Raw genomic sequence first — 18,238 nt, 5'->3', positions numbered from 1 at the left:
TTGGTTGATGATCGAATGCAGCAGGCGAATATTCATCGTCAAAGCGGACTAGGGAAACACGGTACGGCGCCGTCCCTGGCGCCTTTTCAAGCTCAGATCGCGGCGCGCCTGGCGGCCCACGGGCGGTCCTGCTCCAGCTGCGAGGCCAGGCGCAGCAGCACGTCTTCCCCGCCCAGGCGAGCGGTGAACATCATGCCCACTGGCAGGCCGCTGTCACTCATGCCCAACGGCAAGGAAATAGCCGGCTGGCCGCTGACGTTGGCCAGCACGGTGAACGCGGCACTGCCCATGGCCTTGCGGGCGTAGCTTTCGTAAGGCTGGTTGAGCGAGAGCTCGCCCAAGGCCGGTGTCAGGCTGGCGGTGACCGGCGAGAGGATCACATCAAAGCGCTCGAACTGCTGTTCCATGGCCATGCTGATGTCTTCGAACGCATGCCGGGCACGCACTACGCCCTCACCCGTGGCCTTCGCTGCACGCTCCAGCACACCAAAGGTGATGCTTTCCAGGTCCTGTGGCCCCAACGCGCGGCCCAGGGCTTCCTCCCGGTCGTTGACCGTGACCAGCAACGAGTTGCCGATGGCCACGCCGTGGGCGCCGAACAGCTGCTGGGCCTGAATTGGCAAGCGCAGTTCTTCCACTTCGTGGCCAAGGCCCAGCAGTTGCTTGATGGTGTCCTCCAGAACCTTGGCAATCGCCGGGTCCAGCGGTGCCCCGGTCAGCGATTCCCGCACCAGCGCAACCCGTAAGCGGCCCGGGTCACGGCCCAGCTCCTCAACGTAGGGACGTACCAGCGGTGAGCTCCAGTACGGGCTCCCTGGTTCGTGACCCTGACCGGCATCAAGAAACAACGCGGTATCGCGCACGCTGTGCGAGACCATGTTGGCGACACTGGCGCCAAACGAGCCTTCCAGGCGTGCCGGCCCGCTCGGCGTGCGGTAGCGTGATGGCTTGAGGCCGACCAGCCCGCAGTAGGACGCCGGGATCCGGATCGAGCCGCCACCGTCGGTGGCATGGGCGACCGGGACGATACCAGCGGCCACCGCCGCGGCGGAACCACCGGACGAGCCACCCGTGCTCAACGCCAGATTCCAGGGGTTGCGGGTCTGCCCCCATGCCAACGACTCGGTGGTGGTGGTCAGGCCGAACTCCGGGCTGGTGGCTTTACCAAAAGGCACTGCCCCGGCGGCTTCATAACGGCGGATCAAGGTGCTGGTAACGCTCGACGGTGGCGCATCCTTGAACAGCCGGCTGCCGTTGCTGGTGGTTGTGCCCTGCAAGTAGGTGTTGAGGTCCTTGAGCAGGATCGGCACGCCCGCCAGCGAGCCCTGGGTCAGGGTGCCGGCCTTCTGCCTGGCCGCCAGCAACGCGCGGGCGTAATCGTCATGGCGCATGTTGACTGCGTTGATCTTCGGGTTGACCAGGTCACAACGGGCAAATGCTGCGCCGAGCAAGTCTTCGGCACTGAAGTGACCGGCCTGCAAGCCCTTGGCCATGGCCCAGGCATCCAGGCCCAGGTAATCGCTGGCCGACAAGCCGCCAGCGGCCCGGGCATCGGCGAAGCGCCCCAGTAGCCCGACGCCCAGCGCCACCGCGCCGGCCTTGAGCACCTGGCGGCGCGGCCATCCGTCAGCGGCGTCGGCACCCGCTGGGGCAAGCGTGTCGGCCAGTGGCAATGCGTTTTTTTCCATGTGCAGAATTCCGTTTTTTATTGTGTCTGTTCGATGCGCTCAGCGCGCGCCGGTTTCCCCGATCAGTCCGGGGTGATCTGCGCTTTCATCGCGGCCAGGAAGTGTTCGCTGTACGGCGGCAGCAGGCCCCACTCACCGCGCGGGTCATGCTCGGGCGCCTTGAGTACGGTGCGCAGGTGGCTGAACTCGATAAAGCCTTCGCGACCGTGGTAGTGGCCCATGCCTGACCCGCCAACACCACCGAACGGGGCATCATGCAAGGCGGCATGCATCATCACATCATTGAGGGTGACCCCGCCGGACAGTGTGTGCTCCAGCACCTGGCGCTGCTCCTTGGCGTCGCTGCCAAAGTAGTAAAGGGCCAGAGGCCGCGGGCGGCCGTTGATCTGGGCGATGACCTGGTCAACCTCATCAAAGGGCAGCACCACCATTGCCGGGCCGAAGATTTCTTCATGCAGAATCAGGCTGCCTTGGGGCGGGTCGATCACCAGTTGCAGCGGTCGGCGCCGGTTTTGCTCATCAGGCGCTTGCGCGTAGGGCAGGCTCACTACCCGGGCACCGGCTTGCAGCGCCTGCTGAACCAGGTTTTCAACACGGGCCAGGTGCTGGGCATTGACCACCGCGACCACGTCCGGGTTGTCGCTCACCTCTGGGATGAACTGGCGGTAAGCGCTGGCAAAGGCCTCAAGAAAGGTTTCCAGCTGCTCGCGTGGCACGTAGACCAGGTCAGGGTTGATGCAGACCTGGCCACTGTTGGTGGTCTTGGAAAGCGCAATACGAAACGCTGCGGTGCCCAGGTCGGCGCTGCGGGCGACGATGACCGGCGACTTCCCGCCCAGTTCCAGCGTCAACGGCACCAGGTGCTCGGCCGCGTTACGCATCACGGACTTGGCCACCGCGGTACTGCCGGTAAACACCAGGTGGTCGAACGGCTGTGCGGTAAATGCCTGGGCCAGGTCGGCGCCACCGGTGACCACAGCCACCTCGAGCGGATCAAACACCTCGGCAAACAGCTTCGCCACCAGCGCAGCAGTGCGTGGCACTACCTCCGAAGGTTTGAGAATCGCCCGGTTACCCGCCGCCAACGCCGAACCCAGGGGGCTGAGCAAGGTATACAGCGGGGCGTTCCAGGTGCCCAGAATGCCCACCGTACCCTTGGGCTGATACATCACCCAGGCCTCGGCGCCCAGCTGATCGTAGGGGCTGAAGACGGGCCGCGGCTCATCCTGCATCCATCCCTCGAGGTGGTCGCGCGCATGCTTGAGCGAACCCAGCGAACCCAGCACATCATTCATCAACGAGAAACCCTGGGGGCGGCCGCCAAAGTCGGCATCCATCGCCTCGGCCAGCGCTTCGTGGTGCGCCACCAGCATGTCGATCACCCGCTGGATCCGCGCGCGGCGCGCCACGGCAGTGACAGCCCCTTGAGCGTTGAACGCGGCCTTTTGTTCACGCAGCAAGGCCGACAGCGTGTCGACGGAAGAATTTGCACAACTCATTGGTGCCTCCTCAACTGAACAAGGGCCAGCATGTCGCCGCTGTGCCCACCATGGCCGTCGTTGCACGACCCCTGCCCCGCAAACTAGCCCCAGGCCCCGGAGACCGCCTCGTCCAAGTGGACGATCGAGCCAAAAACGTTAGTCCGTTGAGACGATGCAAAGCCCCGTGGCGCTGGGAATACTGCCAGCACGCACACTCATTCCATGAGGCCCATCATGGCAACGCCCGCCTGTTTCGACCCTCAAGCGTTTCGCGCCGCGCTCGGCACCTTTACCACGGGAGTGACCATCATCACTACCCAGGCCGAAGACGGCTCGCCGGTTGGCATCACCGCCAACAGCTTCAACTCGGTATCGCTCAACCCACCTCTGGTGCTCTGGAGTCTGTCCAAGAACGCCCGCAGTCTGCCGGTGTTCAGCGGTGGTCGCCACTGGAACGTGCACGTTTTGTCGACAGAGCAGGAAACCCTGTCCGGCCGTTTTGCCCGCCAGGGTGAAGACAAGTTCTCCGAAATCCAGCTCGACACCGGCATCAGCGAGGCACCGCTGCTGCAAGACTGTACGGCGCGCTTCCAATGCCGTACGGCCTTCCAGTATGAAGGCGGCGACCATGTCATCTTCGTCGGCGAGGTGCTGGCCTTCGACCATAGCGACCGCGCGCCGCTGGCCTTCCAGAGTGGCCAGTACGCCCTGGCAATGCGCAAGCCGCGCAACGAGCTGCGCCTGGCAACCACCCCGCCACCGCCCGAGTGCAGTTACACCGAAGACTTGCTCGGCTACCTGCTCGGGCGCTCGCACTACCAGATGCTGTTTGCACTGCGCCGTCTGCTGAAGAACCAGCAGCTCGATGAACACGCGTTCTTCATCCTCTCCACCCTGTGCATTCGGGACAACCTGACCCTGGACGAGATCAACGCCTTCGTCGGCTACACCGGTCATGTGGTCAGCGCCACCAGCATGCGCTTCCTGGAACGCCAGAACCTGGTCGCCCGTGAGCTTGATAATGAGCAGGTCCGCTATGTACTCACAGCCGACGGGCGGGAGGCTTCGCTGCAAGAGGTAGCCCTGGCCAAAGCCGTCGAGGAGGACATCGCTGCCCGTCTCGGCGCCGGTGACAGCCAGGCACTCAAGGTGTTGCTCAAGCGCCTGATCGCCACCTCCGACCCGGGCTTGCCGGACCTGTGGGCGCCGCGCTAAGCACTGTGAATTCCCTGAACCATTAGAACAACAAGGACAGCCATGAGCATTCTGCAACGCTTCAACCTCACTGGCAGTGTCGCCATTGTCACCGGCAGCGGCCGCGGCATCGGTCGTGCCATTGCCCTGGCCTACGCCGATGCCGGCGCTGATGTGGTCTGCAGCGCCCGTTCGCTGGCAGATGTCGAGGCCGTCGCCGAAGAGGTGCGCAGCCGAGGGCGGCGCGCCCTGGCCTTGAGCTGCGATGTCACCGACAGCGAACAGCGCTGCGCCTTGGTCGCCAACGCCGCCGAACAGCTGGGGGCCATTACCCATCTGGTCAACAATGCCGGGGGCGGCGGCCCCAACGACCCACTTAAGATGAGCCCGCAAGACTTCGAGCAGGTGTTGAGCTTCAACGTCAGCGCCGCCTATGCCCTTTCACAGCTGTGCGTACCCCTGATGCGCGACGCCGGGGGCGGCAACATCATCAACATCACCTCGGTCGCCGCCCGTTACGCCCAGCGCCACTTCAGCGCCTATGGCACCGCCAAGGCTGCGCTGACTCACCTGACACGCCTGCTGGCACAAGAGTTCGCGCCGCAGATCCGGGTCAATGCGGTGGCGCCGGGGCCAATCCTGACCGACGCCCTGGCCGGGGTCATGCCCGATGCCATGCGCAAAACGATGGAAAGCAACACCCCGCTCAAATGCCTGGGCCAACCAGAGGACATCGCCGCCGCGGCCCTTTACCTGGCAAGCCCCGCCTCGGCCTGGGTCACCGGCAAGATCATCGATGTCGATGGCGGCGCCGATTCCAGTGTATGGCCGGGTTGAGGCCTGTTTGCCGGGCGTGCCTGCAGATGGCCCGGCCTGTTATCCACTTGCCACAGAGCGACCTCCCTATGGATGCGCAACTGATTGAAACACTGGGCGACGAGCTGTTCCACGCCCTGAACGCACGCCAGAGCCTGCCCCCGCTGACCCAGCGTTACCCGGCTATCAGCCTTGACGACGCCTACCGGATTTCCCGGCGATTTCTGGCGCGGCGCCAAGCGGTGGGCGAGCAGGTGATCGGCAAGAAAATCGGTGTCACCAGCCGCGCCGTGCAAGAAATGCTCGATGTGCATCAGCCCGATTTTGGTTTTCTAACCGACCGTATGCAGGTTGCCGATGGCAGCGACATCAGCTTTGCTGCCCACCGTCTGGTGCAGCCACGGGCCGAAGGCGAGATTGCCTTTGTCCTGGGCAAAGACCTGCAAGGTAGCGATATCAGCGCCAACGATGTGCTGGCGGCGAGCGAGTGGGTTATGCCGTGCTTCGAAATTGTCGACTCGCGTATCGAGAACTGGCAGATCCGCATTCAGGACACCGTTGCCGACAACGCTTCATGCGGTGTTTTCGCCCTGGGCCAGCAGCGCGTCGATCCGCGTGAACTGGACCTGGCCGGGGTCCAGTTGCACCTGTTCAAGAACGGCCTGCCGGTGGGCAGCGGCCTGGGCTCGGCGGTGCAAGGCCACCCCTGCGCCGCCGTGGCCTGGCTGGCCAACACCCTGGGCCGACTGGGCATCCCGTTTCGCAAGGGCGAAATCATTCTGTCCGGCGCCCTCGCGCCACTGGTACCGGTCGCACCGGGTGACTTCGTCAGCCTGTCGCTGAGCGGCATGGGCGAGATGCACCTGAACTTCGTGCCCTGAGCCTGCGGCCCTCCCTTCTTCCGATCGAGAACAATGCCATGAGTAAAAAGATAAAATGCGCCCTCATCGGGCCGGGCAACATCGGTACCGACCTGCTGTACAAGCTCAAGCGCAGTGAAGTACTGGAGCCCGTCTGGATGGTGGGTATCGACGCCACCTCCGAAGGCCTGGCCCGCGCCGCCGCGCTGGGCCTGAAAACCACCAGCGAGGGCGTCGACGGCCTGCTAACGCATGTACTGGAAGACGGCATCCAGATCGCCTTCGATGCTACCTCCGCGTATGTGCATGCCGAAAACAGCCGCAAGCTCAATGCCCTGGGTGTGCTGATGATCGACCTGACTCCGGCAGCCATCGGCCCCTACTGCGTGCCACCGGTCAACCTGAAACACAACCTTGGCCTGGGCGCGATGAACGTCAACATGGTGACCTGTGGCGGCCAGGCGACCATCCCGCTGGTGGCCGCGGTGTCCAGCGTGCAGCCGGTGGCCTACGCCGAGATCATTGCCACGGCGGCCTCGAAATCGGTCGGCCCGGGCACGCGCAAGAACATCGATGAATTCACCCGCACCACCGCGGCGGCCGTGGAACAGGTTGGCGGCGCAAAAAAGGGCAAGGCAATCATTATCGTCAACCCCGCCGAGCCGCCGCTGATCATGCGCGACACCGTGCACTGCCTGACCGAAACCGAGCCTGACCAGGCAGCCATCACCGCCGCGATTGCCGACATGATCGAGCAAGTCCAGCGCTATGTGCCCGGCTACAAGCTGGTCAACGGCCCGGTGTTCGACGGCAACCGGGTGTCGATTTTCATGGAAGTCGAAGGCCTGGGCGACTACCTGCCCAAATATGCCGGCAACCTCGACATCATGACCGCCGCCGCCGCGCGCACCGCCGAGATGTTTGCCGAAGCAATGCTCAAAGGCGATTTGACCCTGCGTGCCAGCACCCCACAACCTGCCATCGCCTAAGGAGCGCACCATGGACCTTCACGGCAAATCCATCACCGTCCACGACATGTGCCTGCGTGACGGCATGCACCCCAAACGCCACCAGATCACCCTGCAGCAAATGAAAGACATTGCCTGTGGCCTCGACGCCGCCGGTGTGCCGTTGATCGAGGTGACCCATGGCGATGGCCTGGGTGGCAGTTCGTTGAACTATGGTTTTCCGGCGCACAGCGACGAGGCGTATTTGTCGGCGGTCATCCCACTGATGAAAAATGCCAAGGTCTCCGCCCTGCTGCTACCGGGCATCGGCACGGTCGATCACCTGCAGATGGCCTACGAACTGGGCGTCAGCACGATTCGCGTCGCCACTCACTGCACGGAAGCAGACGTGTCCGAACAGCACCTTGGCGCGGCCCGCAAGCTGGGCATGGACAGCGTCGGGTTCCTGATGATGGCGCATATGAACAGCCCGCAAGGCCTGGTCACCCAAGGCCAGCTGATGGAAAGCTACGGCGCCAATTGCATCTACATCACCGACTCGGCCGGCTACCTGCTGCCCCATGACGTCAGCGCGCGGGTCGCGGCGCTGCGTGCAGCGCTCAAGCCCGAGACTGAAATCGGCTTCCATGGCCATCACAACCTGTCGATGGGCGTGTCCAACTCGATCGCGGCCATTGCCGCTGGCGCCACCCGTATCGATGCCGCGTGCGCAGGCTTGGGCGCGGGTGCCGGCAATACCCCCATGGAAGTGCTGGTGGCCGTCTGCGACCGCATGGGCATTGAAACCGGCGTGAGTGTGTTTGGTATCCAGGACGTTGCCGAGGACCTGGTGGTGCCGATCATGGACTTCCCGATCCGCAGCGACCGCGATGCCCTGACCATGGGCTATGCCGGTGTCTACGGCTCGTTCCTGCTGTTTGCCAAGCGTGCTGAAAAAAAGTACGGCGTCCCGGCGCGGGAAATTCTTGTCGAAATGGGCCGGCGCGGCATGGTCGGCGGGCAGGAAGACATGATCGAAGACACCGCCATGACCCTGGCCAGGCAACGCCAAGCCAGCGCCTGACCGCTTCACGGGGCCCAGGCACAGCTTGGGCCATTGCCCATCTCTGCGGTTTGACCGGGAGTCATCCATGAGCAGTACGCACCCTCAACCCATCGGCTGGCGCAGCCATGGTCTGCTGTTTGTGCTCGCGATGATGTACGCCGATAACTTTGTCGGGCGGCAGATCATTGCCGTGATGATCGAACCGCTCAAACAAGAGTTCGGTGCCAGCGACACCGCCATGGGGCTGGTTTCAGGCCTGGCCTTCGCTGCCGTCTATGTGCTGCTGGGCCTGCCTGCCGGGCGCCTGGCCGACCGCCTGTCACGCACACGCCTGCTGGCCATCACCTGCTCGTTGTGGGCGCTGGCAACGGTGGCCTGCGGGCTGTCGACCAGCTTTGCGATGCTGGTGATCGCGCGCATGGCGGTAGCAGTCTTCGAGTCACCAAGCACCTCGACCTCGATGTCGATCATTGCCGATATCTACCCACCGCACCGGCGTTCTTTTGCCATCAGTTGCTACACCGCCGCGCCGACGTTTTCGACCATCGTTGCCCTTAGTGCCGGCGCCTGGGTGGTCGACCAATATGGCTGGCGCAGCGCTTTTTTTGCTGTCGCCCTGCCCTCCCTGCTGATCAGTGCGGTGTTTGCCTTTGTGATGCGCGACCCGGTACGTGGTCGCTTCGACCTCCCCCATAGCCACGCCAGCCAGGCTGCACCGCCCATTCAAAGCCTGCTGGGCAGTGCTCGTGCACTCATGGCACAACCGGCCTACCGTTGCCTGGTACTGGCTTGCGGCATCACCACCTTCAGCGCCTACGCCTTTGCCATGTGGAATGCCAGCTTCCTGGTGCGATCGCATGACCTGCCCCTGCACTACGCCGGCCTCCTGGCCGGCTTGGTCGGCGGCACCTTTGCCGGGCTCGGGGCGTTGTTCAGTGGGTGGCTGACTGACCGCTTGGTGATCAGGAGCCAGCAGTGGCAAATCGGCATTCCGCTCATCGGCCATGTGCTCGGCAATTGCGCGTTGATCATTTACCTGCTTTGGCCACGTGACATCCTGCTGCATGCGGGTGCGGTTCCGGTACCCAGCGCGATGCTCTGGTGCGCGCTGGGCAGCTTTTTCTCGGTATGGTGGGTCGGCCCCTGCTTCTCGTTGTTGACCCAGTTGGTGCCCGCCCACCGCCGGGCGACCGCCGTCGCCCTGCAGACCATCATCTCGACCTTGTGCGGGGTCGGTATCGGCCCATTGGCAACCGGGCTACTGAGCGATGTACTGATGCCATTGCTGGCGGACGAGTCGCTGCGCTACGCCCTGCTGCTGGTCAGTCTTACCATTGTCATACCGATCGTGCTGCTCTGGCGGACCTATCAACACCTGGCCGCGCCCTCGCGGCTTTCTGCCTATGCCTGAAACCTGAGAATTGGCGCAGAATCGCCGATCAACTAGTTGAAACGGACGATCCACCCGCACATTCCCTACGTTACCGTCCTTGTCAGACACCCGCTGCCCCGCGTTCGCAATATCAATGACTGGAGAGCTTATGAGGATACTGGTAAGCGTCAAACGAGTGGTCGACTATAACGTCAAGGTTCGCGTCAAGGCGGACAACTCCGGCGTCGATCTGGCTAACGTCAAGATGGCCATGAACCCTTTCTGCGAAATCGCCGTGGAAGAGGCCGTACGCCTGAAGGAAAAAGGCGTTGCGACCGAGATCGTCGTCGTTTCCGTGGGCCCGCCCGTCGCCCAGGAGCAACTGCGTACCGCCCTGGCCCTGGGTGCCGACCGTGCCATCCTGGTAGAAGCCGCTGACGAGCTGAACTCCCTGGCTGTAGCCAAGGCCCTGAAAGCCGTTGTCGACAAGGAGCAGCCGCAGCTGGTCATCCTTGGCAAGCAGGCCATCGACAGCGACAACAACCAGACCGGCCAGATGCTGGCTGCGCTGACCGGCTACGCCCAGGGCACCTTCGCCTCCAAAGTCGAAGTGGCTGGCGACAAGCTGAACGTCACCCGTGAAATCGATGGCGGCCTGCAGACCGTGTCGCTGAACCTGCCAGCCATCGTCACCACCGACCTGCGCCTGAACGAGCCACGCTATGCGTCGCTGCCGAACATCATGAAGGCCAAGAAGAAGCCGCTGGAGACCGTCAAGCCTGACGATCTGGGCGTTTCCCTCGCCTCCACCAACAAGACCCTGAAAGTCGAAGCGCCGGCTGCCCGCAGCGCGGGCATCAAGGCCAAGTCGGTGGCCGAACTGGTCGATAAGCTGAAGAACGAAGCGAAGGTAATCTAAATGACTATCCTGGTTGTCGCTGACCTTCTAGAAGGTCCGGAAGCCGGCGCCGTTGCCCCGGCCACCCTGAACACTGTCGCTGCTGCCGCCAAGATCGGTGGTGATGTGCACGTGCTGGTCGCAGGCCAGAACGTCGGCGGCGTTGCAGAATCCGCTGCCAAGATCGCGGGTGTGGCCAAGGTGCTGGTTGCCGATAACGCCGCCTACGCCCACGCGCTGCCGGAAAACGTCGCGCCGCTGATCGTTGCTCTTGTTGAACAAGGCGGGGCCAAGGGCTACAGCCACGTGCTGGCCCCGGCCACCACCAATGGCAAGAACATCCTGCCGCGCGTTGCCGCGCTGCTGGACGTGGACCAGATCTCCGAGATCATCTCGGTCGAGTCCGCCGACACCTTCAAGCGCCCGATCTATGCCGGTAACGCCATTGCCACCGTGCAATCGAGCGCTTCGATCAAGGTCATCACCGTGCGTACCACCGGCTTCGACCCAGTCGCTGCCGAAGGTGGCTCGGCTGCTGTCGAAGCGGTGAGTGCCGCGCACAACGCCGGTATCTCGGCCTTTGTCGGTGAAGAGCTGGCCAAGTCCGACCGCCCAGAGCTGACCGCTGCCAAGATCGTCGTTTCCGGCGGCCGCGGCATGGGTAACGGTGACAACTTCAAGCACCTGTACAGCCTGGCCGACAAGCTTGGCGCGGCCGTCGGCGCTTCGCGTGCTGCGGTCGACGCAGGCTTCGTGCCGAACGACATGCAGGTCGGCCAGACCGGCAAGATCGTTGCGCCACAGCTGTATATCGCCGTCGGTATCTCCGGCGCGATCCAGCACCTGGCCGGCATGAAAGACTCCAAAGTGATCGTTGCGATCAACAAGGACGAAGAAGCGCCGATCTTCCAGGTGGCCGACTACGGCCTGGTCGCTGACCTGTTCGAAGCGGTGCCAGAGCTGGAAAAGCTGGCCTGACCCGCCTGCGTGGTTTTTGAAGAAGCCCGGCCCTCTTACAAAGGGTCGGCTTGCAAATGCTTCTTCAAAAAAGCCCGGGTACGATCCTGCACCGGGTTCCTCAGGATGTCCCCCGGAGCCCCTTGTTCCACAACAACCCCGCCATCCATGAATACGATCTGGTCAGCAACCTCGCCGGCAAAGCGCATCTCATGCGTGACGATCAACATGGTCATGTGCTCGGCCGCCAGTTGCTTCATTACCAGGTTCACCTCTTCCACAAGCTCCGGGTCCAGGGCTGAGGTCGCTTCATCGAACAACATCACCTTGGGTTGCATGGCCAACGCCCGGGCAATGGCAACGCGCTGCTTCTGCCCACCGGACAAGCGCGACGGATATTCGTCAATCTTGTTTTCCAGCCCGACCTTTTGCAGGTACTCCAGGGCCAGCGCTCTGGCCGCACTTTTCGAGTAGCCTTTGAGCTTCACAGGCCCTATCGCGACGTTTTCACAGACGGTGAGGTGCGGGAACAGATTGAAGTGTTGAAACACCATGCCCATCTGCTGGCGCACCCGGTTGATGTGCTGCTCGAAGGCGCGGCCTTTCAAGGGCCGGTTGACCTGATCACCATCCAGCCAGATTTCACCGCCATTGAGCACTTCGAGATGGTTGATCGACCGCAGCAAGGTGCTTTTGCCAGAGCCACTCGGGCCGATGATGGCGTAGATCTGCCCACGCGACACCGACAGGTCGATGCCCTTGAGCACCTCAAGTGTGCCGTAGGCTTTGCGAGCGCCCTTCACTTCTACCATAGCGTTGTTGTTCATCGTGACATCTCGACCTTGGCTTCAATAAGATGCAACCCGGCCTCGAGCACCAGGTTGGCCACGTAGTAGATCACTGCGACGGCGATATAGAATTCAAAAGGGCTGTACGTTTCGCTGACGGCCAACTGGGCGCTGTAGACGAGTTCGGCGATACCGATGATCGACACCAGTGAAGTGTCCTTCAGCAACACAATGAGGTTGTTCCCCAGTGGCGCAATGGTTTTTCTGAGCGCCTGCGGAACAATGATGTAGCGCTGGGTCATGGCTTTGCTAAGGCCAATCGAGCGCGCGCCCTCTATCTGGCCTGGGTCGACCGCCTCGATCCCGGACTTGATCACCTCGGCGTTGTACACCGCAAAATGCAGGCTTAGCCCGATTATCCCCGCAGCCAGCGCCGGAATATCGATACCCACCTGAACCAGCCCGTAATAGATCAGATACAGTTGCAGCAACAATGGCGTGCCCATCAACAGCCAGGTCACGAAACGCACAGGCAGTGCCATGGCTTTCGGCGCATACAGGTCGATCAAGGCGAATAACACACCCACCATCAGGCTGATGACGCTGGAACAGAGAAACATGACAACCGTCCACCACAGACCGGTTGCCAGCATTTCATAGTAAGGCGTGATGACACTCAGGTTGAACCCTTCCACTGGCACTCCTCACTGGGTTGCGTAGCGCCGGTCCAGCACTTCCACCAGGTACTTGACCGCGTAGACCATGACGATATAAAGCAGCGCCGACACCATGAATATCTCGAACGGTTTGTAGGTTGAACTGATGAAGCGCTGCGCGGTGTAAGTCAGTTCGACCACCGAAATGGCCGACACCAGGGCAGAACCCTTGATCAGGCCGATAGCATTTACGCCAAGCGGCCTGATCATCAGCTTCATTGCCTGGGGAATGATGATGAACAACAGCGTCTGGCTGCGGCTGAAGCCAATCGACCGTGCGCCCTCCTCCTGGCCTGGGTCGACATTATCGATAGCCCCTCGAATGGACTCCGACATATACGCCGCTATATTCATGCCTAAACCGATCACCGCAGCAGCAAACGGCTCAAGCTCAATACCTATTTGTGGCCCACCAAAATAGATAATGAACAACTGCACCAGGCAGGGTGTACCGCGAAATACGCTGACGTAAATCTTGGCTGCCCACCGCAAGATAATAAATGGCGATAACCGGCACGCCACCAGAACGATTGCAAGGAGTAAACCCAGTAAGAGTGACAGCAACGAGATCTGCACAGTTACCCAGGCGGCTTCCAGAAAGAACGGGTAGGTGCGATGGATCAATGACAGGTCCATAAAAACCACTCACAAAATTCAGCCAACCCGGCCCAGCCTGTCGGCCGGGCCACTTCAGGTGTGCATCAGCGAATGTCGCTACCCACCCATTTCATGGAGATTTCTTTATAGGTGCCATCGGCCAGGATCTCGTCCAGGGCCTTCTGCAACTGGGCCTTGAGTTCAGGGTTGTTTCTGCGAATGGCAATGCCCAGGCCTTCACGGCCACCCTGCACGTCCGGCAAGCTGATGATGCGTACTTTCTGCCCGGTTTCCTTTACCGCAACCATGACCGGAATGCTGTCCATCACTACCGCGTCGATACGACCGGCTTCCAGGTCCACCAGCATTTCCGGTAAGCCTTTATAGGTGCGCACTTTAAGATTGCCGCGATTACGCGCCCATTTGTCATGCGAGTCGCCCAGCGTGACGCCGACGGTGACATCCTTGAGGTCATCAAGCCCCTTGATCGGAGAGTCTTCCTTGACGCCGATGGTACGGCCTGCGTGGTAATAGGGGCCTACAAAGTCAACGGCTTTCAGCCGCTCAGGCGTAATGGTCATCGAGGCGATGACCGCGTCATATTTCTTGGCCAACAGCCCGGCGATAATGCCGTCAAACGGTGTGGTAATGATTTTTATATTCACGCCCAAACGCTGAGCGAGTGCTTCACCAATGGAGGCGTCGAAACCGACAATTTCATTCTTTTCATTGGCAAAGCTGAAGGGGGAGTACTGGCCACTCATTGCCACGCGCAGTACTTTTGAATGTTGAACGGCCTGCAGATCATCGGCGTGGGCCATGCCGTGAGAAAATAATGCAGCCGCTGCAACAGCGGTGGAAGCCAGTAGCATCCTGGTTTTTCTTGCCAGCATCGAGGCACTCCTTGAAAGTTTCTATTTCTTATTGTCCTGGGCGCTGAAGTCCCAACCTTCACTGAGAGCTTTGCACACTGAAACCTTGAAATCACCCTGCAATGTGCGTGTTCGGGTGGCACATTGCCGGAATCGGCCGACATAGTGTCGGCGCTACTTCGGGCTTTGGAATAACTGGAGTAGTGTCTGGCGATGCACTAAAAACAAGCGAGTACTCGGCTGGTTTGCCCCCTGCACTTTACCGGGGCAGCCGGTCATTTACCGGTGATCAGGCGGGAGTGTCAGCATTGCGCGAATTAGACGTCAAAGATCGGGAAATCCTCGAAATACTCTCCAAGGAAGCACGTGTGGCACTCAAAGCGCTGGCTGCAAGAGTTGGCCTGTCAAGAAGTGCCACCAGCGAGCGGGTTTTGCAACTGGAGCGTAGTGGGGTCATTCGCGGATATCGCGCCGACATCGGTGAAATCGATGCCAATGTCATACGGGCAATCATCCTGGTAGCGCTGAAACGTACACCGGCGCTTGGGTTGCTGGACCTTCTGGCACAGAACGCCCAAGTGAAACGGGTTTCATCGGTCAGCGGGCAGCTCGACCTGATAGTCGAGGTCGAAGCAAGGACGATTGATGATTTGAACCGTGTACGCGACGCCGTGGCGTGCCACGACTCTGTAGACGACATCACCACGGCGGTAGTGCTGCGGCGTGACATAGACCGGCAGAAGGCGTGATGCAGGAGCGGCCTTGTGTCGCGACAGGGCTGCGAAGCAGCCCCAGGGTTTCAGCGCAGATGCACCGATTGCCGGGGCTGCTGCGCAGCCCTGTCGCGACACAAGGCCGCTCCTACAAAGACCGCGTAGTCTGCAAAAGCTACTTCAGTGCTGCGGTAAAGCTGTCTTTCAGCACGTCGAGGAGGAAGTCGGCATTGGCCCGGCTGAAAATCATCGATGGCCGCATTTTCAGCACGTTGTCATGCGGGCCTTCGGTGCCGATCAACACGCCGCGTTCCCTGGCGCCATCAGCCACCTTCCGGGCCAGGGCCGTGGCCGGCGCCTTCGACTTGCGGTCGGTGACCAGGACGATGCCGAGAAACAGCCCCAGCCCGCGCACATCACCAATCGCGTCAAATTGCTGCTGAAGCTTGCGGAAACCCTCGAGCAGGTAATTGCCGACGTTCAAGGCGTTTGCTTTCAACTGGTCGCGCTCGATTGCATTGAGCACCGCCAGGCCTACCGCGCAAGACACGGGGTTGCCGGCGAAGGTATTGAAATACTCCATGCCGTTATTGAAGGCATCGGCAACCTCACGGGTGGTCACAACCGCCGACATCGGGTGGCCGTTGCCAATCGGTTTGCCCATGGTGACGGCATCCGGCACCACGCCCTGGGTCTCGAATGCCCACCAGTGGCTACCGACGCGGCCAAACCCGACCTGCACCTCATCGGCCAGGCACAGCCCACCCTCGGCGCGGACCATGGCGTAGACCTCCTTGAGGTAGTTGTCAGGCAGGAACACCTGGCCTGCCACGCTGGGGATCGACTCGGCAAGGAAGAACCCGGGGCCCTTGCCTGCCTTGCGGATGGCATCCAGCTGCTCTGCTACCGACTCGGCAAAGCGCTTGCCGTGCTGTTCCACTGGCCAGTGCTCAGGCGCGTAGTAGCTGTCCGGGACCACCGCCTCGTATACATGCGCTGCCCTGCCCTTGCCGGCCTTGCGTTTGTACTTGTAAGGGCTAAGGTCGATGAGTTCTTGCGTGGTGCCGTGGTAGGCCCAGTCCAGCACGATCGCCTGGTCACTGCCTGTGTAGTTGCGCGCCATGCGCAGCATCAGGCTGTTGGCTTCACTGCCCGAACAACCAAAGGAGGCTACGCAAAGTCCCTCTGGCAGCGTACCCGTCAGGCGTTCGGCGTATTCGACGATGTTGTCGTGCAGGTAGCGGGTGTTGGTGTTGAGTAGCGCAGCCTGGCGGGTCAAGGCCTCGACCACGTCGGGGTGGCTATGGCCCAGGTGGCACACGTTGTTGAAGCAGTCCAGGTAGGCGCGCCCGAAATTGTCGATCAGCCATACGCCATCACCGCGCACGAACTTGATCGGGTCGCTGTACGAAATCGACAGGTTCGGTAGCAGCAGTTCCTTGCGCCTGGCAATGATCTGGGCCTTGGTCATCCCTTGCTGGGTGTAGGTCTCTGGCGGGATACCCGCCAAGGTCGAGGCATCGGGGAACAGGTCGGCCCACACTTCGCGGTACTCTGGCTCACCCACGCCAATGACCTCGCTCGCGCTCAGCTGGGTATCGGTGGTCATCTGCAGGTGCAGGTGGGGAATCCAGCCGCCGTTTTCATGATCGGTGCCCATGTAGCCGACCAGGTCGCCAGCTTCGAGCTTGTCACCGGCTTTCAAGCGGCTGAGCGCTTCATGGGCCATATGCCCCCACAGGGTCAGAAATGGCGGGCAACCGGGTGGCGTGTGCTCGATCATCACCAGGCCACCATACCCCAGCGGGTCCGGTTCAACCTCCACACTTCTGACAGTGCCAGCGACCGGCGCGTACAACGCCGTACCCGCCGGCATCACCAGGTCGACACCGATATGCAGTGTGCGGCGTTGCCCCTTGATGAAGCGGGACTCGAACGCGCTGTCGGTGTAGATGCTGCGCAACTCACCCCATGGCCCGATGGCCAGCGGCACCTGGTGAGCGGCAGAGTACTGCTCCCACCAACGGGTTGCATCTGCCGGGCGCTGCTCAGCCGAGGCGATGGTCATCTCGTGGGTGGCGTCGCCAAACGGCGCAATCACCTTGTTCAGGATGGCGGCGGACGGGCGCACCAGGTCGGCGAAGGATTTGTGGTTGCCCGCAATCCAGCGGCGGACATCGCCCGCGCCTTCGATGGCATCAAAACCACAAGCCTTGCGCAGGATGCCGGTGGCCAGCCGTGGGTTCATCGCATCAAGCTGTTCCAGCAGGCGCCAGGCAGGTGCTTCACTGATCGCCAGGTAGGGGTTGTCGTCTGTCTGGTCCTGCCGCGAAGCGGAGAAGGTGACGCTGATGACCAGGCGCATGGCGATCAGGTTGAACAACACATCAAGCTCTTGCGCTTGCAGCGGGTACTTCTCATGGAAACCGGCCACCAGCGCAGCAGCGGCGCCGATCGGGTCATCCATGTCGAGAATGGCGTAGGCACTGGCGATCGCGACCTCGGCTATCAGCACGGTATGCACGGCATCGCCAAAGTCGATGAAGCCAGTCACGCTACTGGTAGTTTCGGCATCGACCAGAATGTTCCAGTCGTTGGCATCGTTGTGAATCACCTGGGCCCGCAGGGAGGCCAGCCTGGGCTGTACAGACTGTTCGAACTGTGTGATGAAGCGCTCGGCAATGGCCCGGCGTTCAGGGCTCTTGATGAAGTGCAGGCGCGAACGGGAGCGCGCAGCATGGCGCAGATCCCAGTCAAGGTCGCGGACGGCGCCCGGGTGCATGAAGCCCTGCAGCGCGCGATCGAGTTCGCCGAGTGCCTGGCCGAAGTTGCTCATCAGTGCGAATGAGCGCCTGGCCTCGGCAAGTGGCGTGCCGGCCAACCAGCTGACCAGGCGCACTGCGTGCTTTTCACCTGTGGCACCGGTCACCGACGGCAGGTAGTCGCCAGCCACGCTGGCCCGCAAGTGAGGCACGCCCAGATGCCCGCCGTGCACGGCCAGGTGACCGAGCAGCGCGGTTTGAAACTCGCTTTCTACCCTGGGCTCGCTGGCATTGACGATTTTCAGTATCCAGCCTGCATCCAGGCCAGTCTGCAGCCGGTAATTGCGATCACGCTCCCCGTCCAGGGGCGTTGCAGTGCCAGAGACATTGAAGAAATCTTTTGCGAGGCCCTCTGCATCGCTTGCCGAAAACCGAGGTGCCGGGTGGGAAAGGTCTGTCATATCATCACGTTCCGAGCGAGCAAATTGTTTTTTCAATAGCTTGTCATGCA

General features: G+C 61.7%; 16 protein-coding genes. 9 read left to right on the top strand and 7 right to left on the bottom strand.

Annotated elements, in window-relative coordinates; all coding sequences use genetic code 11:
• Nucleotides 1-92: 92 nt before the first annotated feature.
• Nucleotides 93-1,688, bottom strand: a complete 1,596-nt coding sequence (locus tag N805_RS07165) for an amidase (RefSeq protein ID WP_028612925.1) — start codon at nucleotides 1,686-1,688, stop codon at nucleotides 93-95.
• A 62-nt stretch (nucleotides 1,689-1,750) separates the two neighbouring features.
• Nucleotides 1,751-3,187 carry an aldehyde dehydrogenase family protein gene (locus N805_RS07160; RefSeq protein ID WP_028612926.1) on the bottom strand — a complete coding sequence of 479 codons (1,437 nt, stop codon included), beginning with the start codon at nucleotides 3,185-3,187 and terminating at the stop codon, nucleotides 1,751-1,753.
• 216 nt (nucleotides 3,188-3,403) lie between these two features.
• On the opposite strand from N805_RS07160, the gene N805_RS07155 reads away from it, so the two are divergent.
• The 8 genes from N805_RS07155 to N805_RS07120 all read left to right on the top strand — a co-directional run bounded on the left by N805_RS07155 (nucleotide 3,404) and on the right by N805_RS07120 (nucleotide 11,300).
• Entirely contained in the window at nucleotides 3,404-4,384 is a 981-nt protein-coding gene (locus tag N805_RS07155) for a flavin reductase (protein WP_016499795.1), read from the top strand.
• A gap of 42 nt (nucleotides 4,385-4,426) precedes the next feature.
• Nucleotides 4,427-5,200, top strand: coding sequence for a glucose 1-dehydrogenase (locus tag N805_RS07150; RefSeq protein ID WP_028612927.1), 774 nt, complete (start codon nucleotides 4,427-4,429; stop codon nucleotides 5,198-5,200).
• A gap of 68 nt (nucleotides 5,201-5,268) precedes the next feature.
• Nucleotides 5,269-6,060: a fumarylacetoacetate hydrolase family protein gene (locus tag N805_RS07145; protein WP_028612928.1), complete on the top strand. Its 792-nt coding sequence runs from the start codon at nucleotides 5,269-5,271 to the stop codon at nucleotides 6,058-6,060.
• 38 nt (nucleotides 6,061-6,098) lie between these two features.
• Nucleotides 6,099-7,028: an acetaldehyde dehydrogenase (acetylating) gene (locus N805_RS07140; protein ID WP_028612929.1), complete on the top strand. Its 930-nt coding sequence runs from the start codon at nucleotides 6,099-6,101 to the stop codon at nucleotides 7,026-7,028.
• A 10-nt stretch (nucleotides 7,029-7,038) separates the two neighbouring features.
• A complete protein-coding gene (gene dmpG, locus N805_RS07135) occupies nucleotides 7,039-8,070 on the top strand; it encodes a 4-hydroxy-2-oxovalerate aldolase (RefSeq protein ID WP_028612930.1) in 1,032 nt (343 codons plus the stop codon).
• 67 nt (nucleotides 8,071-8,137) lie between these two features.
• Nucleotides 8,138-9,463: a spinster family MFS transporter gene (locus N805_RS07130; protein WP_046811304.1), complete on the top strand. Its 1,326-nt coding sequence runs from the start codon at nucleotides 8,138-8,140 to the stop codon at nucleotides 9,461-9,463.
• 130 nt (nucleotides 9,464-9,593) lie between these two features.
• Nucleotides 9,594-10,343: an electron transfer flavoprotein subunit beta/FixA family protein gene (locus tag N805_RS07125; protein ID WP_028612931.1), complete on the top strand. Its 750-nt coding sequence runs from the start codon at nucleotides 9,594-9,596 to the stop codon at nucleotides 10,341-10,343.
• On the top strand, nucleotides 10,344-11,300 hold the full coding sequence (locus N805_RS07120) for an electron transfer flavoprotein subunit alpha/FixB family protein (RefSeq protein ID WP_028612932.1): 957 nt from the start codon (nucleotides 10,344-10,346) through the stop codon (nucleotides 11,298-11,300). It begins immediately after the preceding gene.
• Nucleotides 11,301-11,335: 35 nt separating this feature from the next.
• On the opposite strand, the gene N805_RS07115 is transcribed toward N805_RS07120, so the two are convergent.
• The 4 genes from N805_RS07115 to N805_RS07100 all read right to left on the bottom strand — a co-directional run bounded on the left by N805_RS07115 (nucleotide 11,336) and on the right by N805_RS07100 (nucleotide 14,273).
• Entirely contained in the window at nucleotides 11,336-12,091 is a 756-nt protein-coding gene (locus tag N805_RS07115; protein ID WP_019473558.1) for an amino acid ABC transporter ATP-binding protein, read from the bottom strand.
• 11 nt (nucleotides 12,092-12,102) lie between these two features.
• Nucleotides 12,103-12,720 (bottom strand): amino acid ABC transporter permease, encoded by a 618-nt coding sequence (locus tag N805_RS07110; protein WP_054833407.1) that lies wholly within the window; start codon nucleotides 12,718-12,720, stop codon nucleotides 12,103-12,105.
• A gap of 51 nt (nucleotides 12,721-12,771) precedes the next feature.
• A complete protein-coding gene (locus tag N805_RS07105) occupies nucleotides 12,772-13,419 on the bottom strand; it encodes an amino acid ABC transporter permease (RefSeq protein WP_019473559.1) in 648 nt (215 codons plus the stop codon).
• A gap of 65 nt (nucleotides 13,420-13,484) precedes the next feature.
• Nucleotides 13,485-14,273: an ABC transporter substrate-binding protein gene (locus N805_RS07100; protein WP_026034672.1), complete on the bottom strand. Its 789-nt coding sequence runs from the start codon at nucleotides 14,271-14,273 to the stop codon at nucleotides 13,485-13,487.
• Nucleotides 14,274-14,560: 287 nt separating this feature from the next.
• On the opposite strand from N805_RS07100, the gene N805_RS07095 reads away from it, so the two are divergent.
• Nucleotides 14,561-15,001, top strand: a complete 441-nt coding sequence (locus N805_RS07095; RefSeq protein ID WP_024717903.1) for an Lrp/AsnC family transcriptional regulator — start codon at nucleotides 14,561-14,563, stop codon at nucleotides 14,999-15,001.
• Between the two features lie 139 nt (nucleotides 15,002-15,140).
• Here N805_RS07095 and N805_RS07090 read toward each other — a convergent pair whose 3' ends face one another.
• Entirely contained in the window at nucleotides 15,141-18,188 is a 3,048-nt protein-coding gene (locus N805_RS07090; protein WP_019473561.1) for an aminotransferase class III-fold pyridoxal phosphate-dependent enzyme, read from the bottom strand.
• Nucleotides 18,189-18,238 lie beyond the last annotated feature (50 nt).

Source organism: Pseudomonas putida S13.1.2 (assembly GCF_000498395.2).
GTDB lineage: Bacteria > Pseudomonadota > Gammaproteobacteria > Pseudomonadales > Pseudomonadaceae > Aquipseudomonas > Aquipseudomonas putida_Q.
Note: the sequence above shows the minus strand (reverse complement) of the source record. Positions and strands in the feature narration are given on the sequence as shown.